Genomic DNA, 11,306 nt, shown 5'->3' on the forward strand with positions numbered 1-11,306 from the left:
CCGGATGTCGCTGGCCGAGCATTTCGTCGAGCTTCGCAAACGTCTCTTCCGTGCCGCCCTCGGCCTCCTGGTCGGCGCGATCGTGGGCTGGATCCTCGCCGGTCCCGTGATGGACGCATTGCGCGCACCGATCACCGAGATCGCCAAGCAGCAGGGCCGGGAGGCGTTGCTCAACTACGGGAGCATCACCGGCGCCTTCGACCTGAAGATGCAGATGGCGATCACCATCGGCATCATCGTCTCGAGCCCGGTCTGGCTCTGGCAGATCTGGGCGTTCTTCGTGCCGGCCTTGACGCGCAAAGAGCTCAAGTACGCTTTCGGCTTCTTCTTCACCGCGGTGCCGCTGTTCATCGCCGGCGGTGTGGCCGGCTGGATGCTCGTCCCGCACATGGTCAGCCTCCTGACCAGCTTCGCGCCCGAACAGGACGCGGCCATCATCGACGCGAAGACCTACATCGACTTCGTCACCAAGCTGGTCCTCGCGGTCGGCGTCGCCTTCGTCCTGCCGGTGTTCCTGGTGCTGCTCAACTTCGTCGGGGTGCTGAGCGCCAAGTCGATCATCGGCTCGTGGCGTTGGGCGATCATCGCGATCGCGCTCTTCACCGCGATCGCGACGCCCGCGGCCGACGTGCTCTCGATGTTCCTGCTCGCCGTGCCGATGGTGGTGCTCTACTTCGGCGCCTACGGGGTCGCGTGGATCCACGACCGCCGCGCGGCCAAGGCGGCGATGCGGCTGGAGGCCGAGCTCGCGGCATAGGCTGGGCGCGTGACCGACCAGCAGCAGCTCTCCCCGGCCGAACGCTTCGCCGCCTCGCGGCAGCGGCGCAGCAGCCCCTGCTGGAGTCCTTCCGGGAAGGGCTGCGCTTCGACCTCGACCCCTTCCAGCGCGAGGCGTGCGCCAGCCTGGAGAACGGGCGCAGCGTGCTGGTCGCCGCGCCGACCGGCGCGGGCAAGACGATCGTCGCCGAGTTCGCGGTGTTCCTCGCGATGCGCGAGGCGAATTCGAAGGTGTTCTATACCACGCCGATGAAGGCCCTCAGCAACCAGAAGTTCCAGGAGTTCGTCGAAGCCTACGGGCCCGAGGCGGTGGGCCTCCTCACCGGCGACACCAACATCAATTCGCACGCCCGCATCGTGGTGATGACGACCGAGGTTCTCCGCAACATGCTGTATGCGGATTCCGACCTCCTCGGCGACCTGGCGTACGTCGTGATGGACGAGGTGCATTACCTGGCCGACCGCTTCCGCGGGGCCGTGTGGGAGGAGGTCATCATCCATCTTCCGCAGGCGGTGCGCATGGTGTCGCTCAGTGCCACCGTCTCCAACGCCGAGGAGTTCGGCGACTGGCTGCAGGCCGTGCGCGGCGACACGGACGTGGTGGTGTCCGAGGAGCGCCCGGTACCCCTGGAGCAGCACATCCTGATGCGCACCAAGCTGATCGACCTGTTCGACTCGTCAGGGCTGGCGGCGACCAACCGGGTGAACCCGGAACTCGTGCAGATGGCGCGCTACGGCGGCCGGGTGCTCTCCGGGCGGCAGGCGCGCGATGTCGGGCGCTATCATTCCCGCGGCGGGCGCCCCGACACGTTCCGGATGAACCGCGCGGACTTCGTCCGGATGCTGAACGAGCACAACCTCCTGCCCGCGATCTTCTTCATCTTCAGCCGCAACGGCTGCGACGCCGCCGTCCGGCAGACGCTGCGCGAGGGCGTGCGCCTCACGGAGCAGCGCGAGCGCGACGAGATCCGCGCCATCGTCGAGGAGCGCTGCCGCACCCTGCTGGACGAAGACCTCGCGGTGCTCGGCTACTGGGAGTGGCTGGAGGGCCTGGAGCGCGGCGTCGCGGCCCACCACGCCGGGATGCTGCCGGCCTTCAAGGAGGTCGTGGAGGAGCTCTTCCGCCGCAAGCTGGTCAAGGTCGTCTTCGCGACCGAGACGCTGGCACTCGGTATCAACATGCCGGCCCGCACCGTGGTGCTGGAGAAGCTGGAGAAGTTCAACGGCGAGGCGCGCGTGCCGATCACGCCGGGGAGTACACCCAGCTCACCGGTCGCGCCGGCCGCCGCGGCATCGACGTCGAGGGCCACTCCGTGATCCAGTGGGAGGACGGCCTCGACCCGCAGTCGGTCGCGTCGCTGGCCTCCCGGCGCAGCTATCCCCTCAACTCCAGCTTCCGGCCCACCTACAACATGGCCGTCAACCTCATCGACCAGTTCGGCCGGGTGCGCACCCGCGAGATCCTCGAGTCGTCGTTCGCGCAGTTCCAGGCCGACCGCGCGGTGGTCGACCTCGCCCGCAAAGTGCGGCAGCAGGAGGAGTCCCTCGCCGGCTACGAGAAGGCGATGGAGTGCCACCTCGGCGACTTCCGCGAGTACTCGCGAATCCGCCGTGAGCTCAGCGACCTGGAGAAGAAGGGTCAGCGCATCGAGAACGCCTCCAAAGCCGAGCGCGAGCGGCGCCAGCGGCAGCTCGCCGCGCTGCGGAAGCGGATGCGGGAGCACCCGTGCCACCGCTGCCCGGACCGCGAGCAGCACGCCCGCTGGTCGGAGCGCTGGTGGAAGCTCAAGCGCGACACCGATCGGCTGAGCGCGCAGATCCAGTCACGCACCGGAGCGGTCGCCAAGGTCTTCGACCGGGTGTCGGACGTGCTGCTGGAGCTCGGCTACCTGACCGAGGAGGACGGCGAGACGGCGCTGACCGTCCACGGCCGCACCCTCAAGCGCATCTACGGCGAGCGCGATCTCCTCGTCGCCGAGTGCCTGCGGCGCGGGTACTGGAAGGAACTCGACGCCGCGGGCCTCGCCGCGATGGCGTGCGCGCTCGTCTTCGAGCCGCGCCGCGACGACGGCCTGGCGCACGACCGGAACCTCCCGCGCGGCGCGTTCCGCCCGGCGCTGGAGCGCACGACCGACCTCTGGGCCCGGCTGGACGACCTCGAGCGCGACAACCGCCTCCCGGGCAGCGAGCCCGTCTCCACGGCGCTGGCGCTGGCGATGCACCAGTGGGCGCGCGGCGCCGCGCTGGACGTCGTGCTGCGCGAGGCCGACATGGCCGCCGGCGACTTCGTCCGCTGGGCGAAGCAGACGATCGACCTGCTCGACCAGCTCTCCTTGGTCGCGCAGGGCAACGTCGGACGCACGGCACGGCAGGCGCTGGAGTCGATCCGCCGCGGCATCGTCGCCTACTCCGCCGTTGCCTGAGGGTTCCGGTCCCGTGGCTGTGCGGGACGCAGAGCGCGATGCCTTAGGCTCTCCCTTCGTGACCCGATCGCCGCGCGCCCGCAGACAGCGCCGTGCAGCACTGCCGCTCGCTCCGTTGCCGCTCTGGGGTGCTCTGCTCCTCGCCCTCAGCTCCGGCCCGATCCTCGCCGCCGGCTTCCCGGGCCATGACGTCTGGCCGCTGACGTTCGTCGGCATCGGGATGGTGCTGGTCGCGCAGCGCGGCCGGACCGCGGGCTCCGCGTTCGCTGTCGGCTGGCTGGCGGGTGAGGCGTTCTATCTGCTGCACGTGTCGTGGACCTCGCTCTACTTGGGGCCGGTGCCGTGGATCGCCCTCTCTACGCTCGAAGCGCTGTTCTGGGGCGCGGGCGGTGTCCTGATCACCCTCGCCTACCGGTGGGTGCCGCGAGCCTGGCCGGGCATCGGGGCCCGTCTGGGGCTGGTCCCGGTGATCGTCGCCGGGCTCTGGGTGCTGCGGGAGTACGTGACCGGCAACTGGCCGTACGGCGGGTTCTCCTGGGGACGCGTCGCCGAGTCGCAGTCGCTGAGCCCGTACGCGCCGCTCGTCGCGTGGCTCGGCATCTCCGGGCTCGGCTTCGTCATGGTCTGGCTGGTCGCGCTCCTCATCGAGCTGTTCTTCGCAGCGGACGTGCGCGCGCTCGTGCGCGGCGCCGTCGCCCTCGGCGCGATCGCGCTGGTGCTGGCCGTTCCGTCGTGGCCGGCGACGACGCACGGCACCACCCGGATCGCCGCGGTGCAGGGGAACGGACCCGCCGGGTACTTCGACAAACGGGCGACCGAGTACTCCGTCCTCAACTCGCAGGTGGACGCGTCCAACGCCATCCCCGACGCCGAGGTGACCGGCAAGAACGCCGTCGACATGGTGGTCTGGCCGGAGGGAGCGGCACAGCCCGACCCGACGCGCGATCCCGCGAGCGCCGCGGCCCTCGACGAGCAGGCCCGGCGGTTCGGCGCGCCGATGATCGTCGGGACCATCACCTACCGCGACGGTCAGTACTTCAACACATCGCTGCAGTGGGAGGCCGGGAAGGGCGCGGTCGACTATTACGACAAGAAGCACCCTGTGCCGTTCGGCGAGTACGTCCCGGATCGGTCGTTCTGGCGTCCGTTCGCCCCCCAGCTCATCGACCTCATCGGCCGGGACTACACGCCGGGGACGCGCGACAACGTGTTCGACGTCCGCGGCGTCCGGGCGGGCATCTCGATCTGCTTCGACATCGTGGACGACCAGCTCCTCACCGACATGATGAACGACGGCGCGCAGGTCATCCTGGCCCAGACCAACAACGCCGACTTCGGCCAGACCGACGAGAACCAGCAGCAGCTCGCGATCGCCCGGTTGCGCGCGATCGAGTCCGGCCGCGCCCTGGTGAACATCTCCACGGTCGGCAGCAGCCAGATCATCGCGCCGGACGGGAGGACGATCACCGAGATCGCCCCGTTCGCGCCCGGGCACATGGTCGCGGACGTGCCGCTCGGAACGACGACCACGCCGTCGACGCTGATGAGCCGCGGCATCGAGTTCCTCGTCGCCGGTCTCGGTCTCTTCGGCCTCCTGGTGGCGTCGTTCTCCCGGAAGCAGCCGCTGCCGGCCACGAGAAAGCCGCTCCCACCGGAACGGTGAGAGCGGCTGAAGGGGGTGCGACCGTCAGGCGGTGTGCTTGTGCTCGGTCGTCCCGCGGCGTGCGCGCAGGTACTGGAGTCGCTCCTCGAGGAGCTCTTCGAGCTCGGCGCGGCTGCGACGCTCCAGGAGCATGTCCCAGTGGCTGCGCGGCGTCTTGACGTCCGAGTGGTCGATCTCGACGGGCTTGTCGTCGACCAGCAAGCGGGCCTCGTGGCCGCAGTGCTTGCACTCCCAGGCACTGGGAGGCTCGGCCTCGGCGGAGAAGACCATTTCGGTCTCCTTGCCGCAGTCGGGGCACAGGTAGGTGTAACGGGAACGCGGAGAGTAGACGACGCCTTCTTCGCTTTGTAAGCTCTGGGCGCCAAGCCTCATTCCGCGCAAACTGCGATCTGCCATCGTGTGGTCTCCTCTTCGCGCGAATCCTCACAGTTATAAACCAGCAAGCTGGGGATTCTCTTTCCGGACGCCTCCTTCTCTCAGTGGGCTCACAGCGTCGATAAAGGAGCAGGGGCTCAGTTTCGCGCGCCGACCAGGCTTTTCAGGAGGTCGCAGCGATTGGTCACGATGCCGTCGACGCCCAGATCCAGCAGCCGGGTCATGTCGTCGACGTCGTCGACCGTCCAGACGTGCACCTCGGCTCCTGCGGCCTGGATCGCGCGGACCGTGCGGCCGGTGACCAGGCGCACCGGGCCGCGACGCTCCGGGATCTGCACGGCCGCGAACCCGCGCAGCGCCCGCCGCGCGAGGGGGCGCACGCCGAGTTTCGAGCCGAGTAGGGCGGGCACGAACTCCCAGACGGAGGGCGACACCGCGACGTCCGGCAGCGCGGACGTCGCCGCCCTCCTGCGCGCTCCCGAGAAGCTCGTCAGGAGGACCCGCTCGGCCGCGCGCGTCTTCACGATCGCCGCGGCGGCCGGGGCCGCGGCGCGCTCGTCCTTGATGTCGATGTTGAAGCGCGCCGCGGGGAACGCGTCGAGCGCCTCCGCCAGCGAGCAGAACGACTGGCCGTCGCCGAGCGGGATGCGCCGCAGCTCGGCCAGGGTGAGCTGGTCGACGCGCACGTCGCGGCCGGCCACCCGGGTCAGGTCGGGGTCGTGGCTGACCACCGCCACGCCGTCGGCCGAGGCGTGCACGTCGGTCTCCAGGTGCGTCGCGCCGGCGCTCAGAGCCTTCAGGAACGCGAGCAGCGTGTTCTCCGGCGCGTCCAGCGCCAGGCCGCGGTGCGCGATGATGCGCGGCCGCGGCCCGTCGAGGAAGGTCACGCCGGGGGAGCGGGCGCGGGAGTGGGCGGCGGAGTCGCGCCGGTCGCGGGGGCGGCGCCTGCCGCCTCCACCGACGGCGCGGCCTGTGTGCCGGCCGGGACCACGCCGAGCCCGGCTGCGGCCGCGCCCTTCGGCCCGAACGCCTGACCGATGCCCTTCAACGCCTCCGTGAGCTCGCTCGGGATGACCCAGAGCTTGTTCGCGGTGCCTTCGGCGAGCTTCGGCAGGGTCTGCAGGTACTGGTAGGCGAGCAGCAGGTTGTCCGGGTTGCCGGCGTGGATGGCGCCGAAGACCGTGGTGATCGCCTTCGCCTCGCCCTCCGCGCGCAGCACGGCCGCCTTCGCGTCGCCCTCCGCCTTGAGGATGGACGCTTGGCGCATTCCCTCCGCGTTGAGGATCTCGGACTGCTTGGTGCCCTCGGCCGTCAGGATCAGCGCACGACGATCGCGCTCGGCGCGCATCTGCTTCTCCATCGAGTCCTGGATGGACACGGGCGGGTCGATCGCCTTGAGCTCCACGCGGGATACTCGGATCCCCCACTTGCCGGTGGCCTCGTCGAGCACCAGGCGGAGCTGGCCGTTGATGTTGTCGCGGCTGGTCAGCGCGGCCTCGAGGTTCAGGCCGCCGACCACGTTACGGAGCGTGGTGGTGGTGAGCTGCTCGACGGCGCCGAGGTAGTTGGCGATCTCGTAGGTCGCCGCGCGCGCGTCGGTGACCTGGAAGTACACGACCGTGTCGATCGAGACGACCAGGTTGTCCTCGGTGATGACCGGCTGCGGCGGGAAGGACACGACCTGCTCGCGCAGGTCGATGAGCGGCCGCACCTTGTCGATGAACGGGACGACGACGTTGAGACCGGGGGTGAGCGTCTTGTGGTACCGGCCCAGACGCTCCACCACTCCGGCCCGCGCCTGCGGGATGATCCGGATGGCGCGGAACAGCGTGACCAGCACGAAGATCGCGATCACCAGGATGATGACCGAGACCACGATGGTCACGACGAGCTGGGTGACTGCGGTCACGTGACGCTCCTCTCGGTGAGGTCGCCGGCTCCCGCCGACACCGGTGACGGGGCGACGACGGCTGTCGCGCCCTCGATGCTCAGGACGATGACGTGCTCACCCGGCACCAGTTCCGCGGGGCCGGACTGAGCGGGCGAGAGCCGCGCGGTCCAGGTCTCCCCGACGGACAGCTTGACCAGTCCCGCAGTGCGCGAGACGGTGGAGACGACGACGCCGGTCATGCCGATCAGCGCGTCCACGTTGCTCTTGGCGGGGTCGCCGCCGCGCTTGAGCCGGTGCAGCAGCGGCGGCCGGATGAAGAACACCAGGACCACCGAGAGCGCGGCCGCGATGATCAGCTGAAGCCACCACGGCGCACCGAGCAGGCCGGAGATCAGGCCGCCCAGGCTGCCGATCGCGATCATGAGGAAGACGAAGTCGAGCGTCAGCATCTCGATGATCACGAACACGAGGATGAGGACGAGCCAGGCGATCCAGGCGAAGGATGTGATGTCCATGAGCCGCCCCTCTCTACACATCACTATGTACTTGCTAGAACGCTAGCATTCCCGCGGCCCACTGGACGGAACGCACTTGGTAGTCTCAGAAAGCCGTGTCGTCCAACGCTCTAGGAGTACCCGTGTCCAACGCTTCCGCGTCCGCCAGCCCGCTCGAGCCGGGCAGCCTCGCCGGCAAACGCGCCCTCGTCACCGGTTCGTCGCGCGGTATCGGCGCCGACACCGTGCAGTACCTGGCCGACGCCGGCGCCGCGGTCGCGATCAACTACCGCAACAAAGAAGCGCGCGCGGTCAAGCTGGCCGACGCGATCCGCGCGCAGGGCGGCACCGCGATCACCGTGGGCGCGGACCTGACCGACCCCACGTCGGTCGCCGCGCTGTTCGCGGCCGTCGACGCGGAGTGGGGCGGCCTCGACATCCTGGTCCTCAACGCCTCCGGCGGCATGGAGTCCGGGATGGCCGAGGACTACGCCATGCGGCTCAACCGCGACGCCCAGGTCAACGTGCTGACGTCGGCATTGCCGCTCATGGCCGCCGGCTCCCGTGTCGTGTTCGTCACGAGCCACCAGGCGCACTTCATCCGCTCCACCCCGACCATGCCGGAGTACGAGGCGGTCGCGCTCAGCAAGCGGGCGGGCGAGGACGCGCTGCGGAAGCTGCTCCCGGAACTGGACGCGAAGGGCGTCGAGTTCGTCGTGGTCTCCGGCGACATGATCGAGGGCACCATCACCGCGACGCTGCTCAACCGGCTCAACCCGGGTGCGATCGACGCCCGCAAGGAGGCCGCCGGCCGCCTCTACAACGTCGGCGAGTTCGCCGCCGAGGTCGCTTCGGCGGTCGTCGACCCGGTTCCGGCCGACCACACCCGCCTCGTCGGCGACGTCTCCAGCTTCGAGCCGATCAGCGAATGAGGCCCGCCGACCTGGAGCTCCTGACCGGGGTCTCCCGTCCCACCGTCCACCCGGCAGGCGGACGTGCCGTCGTCTCGGTCACGCATCCCTCCTTCGCCGCGGACGCGACGGTCGGCCAGCTCTGGAACGTCCCGCTGTCCGGGCACGCCGCGCCGAGGCGGCTCACTCGCGGCTTCCGCGACAGCGCCCCGAAGTTCTCGCCGGACGGGCGGCTGATCGCGTTCCTGCGCGGCGGCCCGAAGTCCCCGTCGCAGCTGATGGTGGTGGACGCCGCGGGCGGAGAGCCCGTCGTCGTCACCGACCGCAAGCTGGGCGTGACCGAGTTCGCCTGGTCTCCGGACGGCCGCTCGCTGGCTTTCGTCAGCCGCGATCCCGAGCAGGGGCGCTACGGCACGGTCGAAGGCATCGAGCCGAACGGGGAGCGGGCCCGGCGGATCGACACACTGAAATATCAAGCCAACGGGCTGGGGTACATCACCGACCGGCGTTCGCACGTCTACCTGGTGCCGGCGCCGGATGTCTGGGCGGAGCCGCCCGTGTCGCCGATCGCGGAGGCCGACGGCTCGACGCGGCCGGCTCCGGCGGTCGCGACACCGCGCGCGCTGACGAGCGGGGACTGGGACGACTCGGCGATCGCATTCTCGCCGGACGGATCGACGCTCGCGTTCGTCTCGGCCCGGCACGCGGGCCGGGACGACGACCTCCGCTCGAACGTGTTCCTGGTGCCGGTCGACGGCGGCCGGGAGCCCTCCGACGCGACGGGGGAGCACGGCAGCTTCTCGGTCGTCGCGGTCACGTACGGCCTCAACGGCGCGCTCTACTTCAGCGCGCAGGACGTGGGTCAGGGCGGCCGGGACTTCGTGGCGAAGAACACCGCGCTCTTCGTGCTCGATCACCCGGGCGCCGCGCCGCGCAGGCTCACCGAGCCGGAGACGGTCGACCTCACCGAGTCGGAGATCGTCGCTTTCCGCGACGACAGCGTGCTGGTGTGCGACCGCCGCCGCGGCGCGCTCGTCCTCACCGAAGTGGAGGCGGACGGCGCCGCACGTCGGCTCACCGACGATCTGACGGTGGTGAGCGGCGTCGGCACGGCGGGCGGGACCATCGTGGCGAGCGTCTCCGACGCCGGCACGGCGGGCGACGTCGCCGTGATCGACGGCGATAGCCTCCGGCGGCTCACCGACTTCTCCCATGACCTCCGCGCAGCCGGCGTGATCGCGCCCCGCGAGCTCACGGTGACGGGCCGCGACGGGTACCCGATCCACGGCTGGGTCGTGGCGCCCGAGGGCAGCGGACCGCATCCCGTGCTCCTCACCATCCACGGCGGACCGTTCGCGGCCTACACCGCTGCGCTCTTCGACGAAGCGCAGGTCTACGCGGCGGCAGGCTACGCCGTGGTGATGTGCAATCCACGCGGGTCGGCCGGCTACGGCCAGGAGCACGGTCGCGTCATCCGGCAGCGGATGGGCACCGTCGACCTCGCCGACGTTCTCGACTTCCTGGACGGCGCCATCGCGGCGACCCCGGACCTCGACGCCGAACGCGTCGGCGTGATGGGAGGGTCCTACGGCGGCTACCTGACCGCGTGGACGATCGCGCACGACCACCGCTTCGCCGCGGCGATCGTGGAGCGCGGCTATCTCGACCCGGCCGCCTTCATCGGCACGAGCGACATCGGCAGCTTCTTCAGCGACGAGTACACCGGCACCGATCCGTCCGGGATCGCCGCGCAGAGCCCGCAGGCCGTGGTCGACCGCGTCCGGACGCCCACGCTCGTGCTGCACTCGTCGAACGACCTGCGCTGCCCGCTCGGGCAGGCCGAGCGGTACTACGCGGCGCTGAAGCGCGGCGGTGTCGAGGCCGAGCTCGTGATCTTCCCGGGGGAGGACCACGAGCTGAGCCGCAGCGGCCGCCCGCGGCACCGTCGCGAGCGGTTCGAGATCATCCTGGACTGGTGGGACCGGCACCTGCCGGTGAAGCCGCGCCGCTAGGCGGCGGCGGGTGCCGCGGGTGCCGCAGTCGTCTTCAGCACCTCTCGCCCGAATGTGAACGCGCGGACGACGCCGATGATGCCGAGCACGATCAGCGCGATCGCGGCGAACAGGATCAGGAACACGGCCGACGACGCCGGCAGGAACAGCACCACGAGGCCCGCGATGATGCTCAGGATGCCGTAGGCGATCGCCCATCCGGCGGAGCGGGCGCGTCCCGCCTCCACGAGCGCCATGATGCCCTCGATGATCCAGCCGACGCCGATGAAGGCGAGGGCGAAGATCACCAGGACGGTCGCGGCGGTCGACACGTTCTTCAGGGTCACGATGGCCAGGAAGACCAGCAGGACCCCGAGGATGATGTTGAGCGTCCGGATCCCGCCGCCGATGCCGCGGGCGAAGATCCCGACGCCCAGCCGCATGATGCCGGAGACGAGGAAGTAGATCCCGAGGAAGACCGCCAGGACGGCGATGGTCTTGGCGGGCCAGAAGAGCAGCACGACGCCGAGGATCACCGCGACGGCGCCGCTGACTCCGAGGACGGCGCGGATCCCGTTGATGGCGGAGCGGGTCATCTCCGACGCGTCCAGCGAGAGGTCGCGGACGGCGGAGTCGAGAGGATCGGTGGAGGACATCGCACGCACCTTTCTGTCGGTCGGCCACGGTGTCGGGTGGCCGCTTACGCGCAGAATACTGAAGATTCGCTGTGCAGATCAGACCCATTCTCTCGACGTCGCGAGTGCGGGGGAGGGGAGGTGGG

Annotated in this window: 9 protein-coding genes and 1 pseudogene; 5 read left to right on the forward strand and 5 right to left on the reverse strand. The window is 70.1% G+C overall.

The features are described 5' to 3' along the window. Nucleotides 1-4 precede the first annotated feature (4 nt). The 3 genes and pseudogenes from tatC to lnt all read left to right on the forward strand — a co-directional run bounded on the left by tatC (nt 5) and on the right by lnt (nt 4,863). Nucleotides 5-757, forward strand: coding sequence for a twin-arginine translocase subunit TatC (gene tatC, locus ACRAWC_RS03185; protein WP_431346576.1), 753 nt, complete (start codon nt 5-7; stop codon nt 755-757). 9 nt (nt 758-766) lie between these two features. Further along, nucleotides 767-3,200 (forward strand): annotated as a pseudogene (locus tag ACRAWC_RS03190) (DEAD/DEAH box helicase). A 58-nt stretch (nt 3,201-3,258) separates the two neighbouring features. Continuing rightward, nucleotides 3,259-4,863 (forward strand): apolipoprotein N-acyltransferase, encoded by a 1,605-nt coding sequence (lnt, locus tag ACRAWC_RS03195; RefSeq protein WP_431346447.1) that lies wholly within the window; start codon nt 3,259-3,261, stop codon nt 4,861-4,863. A 24-nt stretch (nt 4,864-4,887) separates the two neighbouring features. Here lnt and ACRAWC_RS03200 read toward each other — a convergent pair whose 3' ends face one another. From ACRAWC_RS03200 to ACRAWC_RS03215, 4 genes are all read right to left on the reverse strand, one after another. Continuing rightward, nucleotides 4,888-5,259, reverse strand: a complete 372-nt coding sequence (locus ACRAWC_RS03200; protein WP_431346448.1) for an RNA polymerase-binding protein RbpA — start codon at nt 5,257-5,259, stop codon at nt 4,888-4,890. A 116-nt stretch (nt 5,260-5,375) separates the two neighbouring features. Then, the gene (locus tag ACRAWC_RS03205) at nt 5,376-6,125 is read right to left on the reverse strand and encodes a glycerophosphodiester phosphodiesterase family protein (RefSeq protein WP_431346449.1); all 750 of its coding nucleotides are present in this window, start codon (nt 6,123-6,125) and stop codon (nt 5,376-5,378) included. Then, nucleotides 6,122-7,147, reverse strand: coding sequence for an SPFH domain-containing protein (locus ACRAWC_RS03210; RefSeq protein ID WP_431346450.1), 1,026 nt, complete (start codon nt 7,145-7,147; stop codon nt 6,122-6,124). The genes ACRAWC_RS03205 and ACRAWC_RS03210 overlap by 4 nt, the downstream gene beginning before the upstream one ends. Continuing rightward, a complete protein-coding gene (locus tag ACRAWC_RS03215) occupies nt 7,144-7,644 on the reverse strand; it encodes an NfeD family protein (RefSeq protein ID WP_431346451.1) in 501 nt (166 codons plus the stop codon). Before ACRAWC_RS03215 ends, ACRAWC_RS03210 begins: the two co-directional genes overlap by 4 nt. 122 nt (nt 7,645-7,766) lie before the next feature. Here ACRAWC_RS03215 and ACRAWC_RS03220 point away from each other — a divergent pair, with 122 nt between their 5' ends. Both ACRAWC_RS03220 and ACRAWC_RS03225 read left to right on the forward strand, forming a co-directional pair. After that, nucleotides 7,767-8,555, forward strand: a complete 789-nt coding sequence (locus ACRAWC_RS03220; protein ID WP_431346452.1) for an SDR family oxidoreductase — start codon at nt 7,767-7,769, stop codon at nt 8,553-8,555. After that, nucleotides 8,552-10,546, forward strand: coding sequence for a S9 family peptidase (locus ACRAWC_RS03225; RefSeq protein ID WP_431346453.1), 1,995 nt, complete (start codon nt 8,552-8,554; stop codon nt 10,544-10,546). Before ACRAWC_RS03220 ends, ACRAWC_RS03225 begins: the two co-directional genes overlap by 4 nt. Here ACRAWC_RS03225 and ACRAWC_RS03230 read toward each other — a convergent pair. Then, nucleotides 10,543-11,181, reverse strand: coding sequence for an HdeD family acid-resistance protein (locus ACRAWC_RS03230; RefSeq protein WP_431346454.1), 639 nt, complete (start codon nt 11,179-11,181; stop codon nt 10,543-10,545). The genes ACRAWC_RS03225 and ACRAWC_RS03230 overlap by 4 nt on opposite strands. Between the last annotated feature and the right edge of the window lie 125 nt (nt 11,182-11,306).

The organism is Leifsonia sp. L25 (assembly GCF_050632895.1).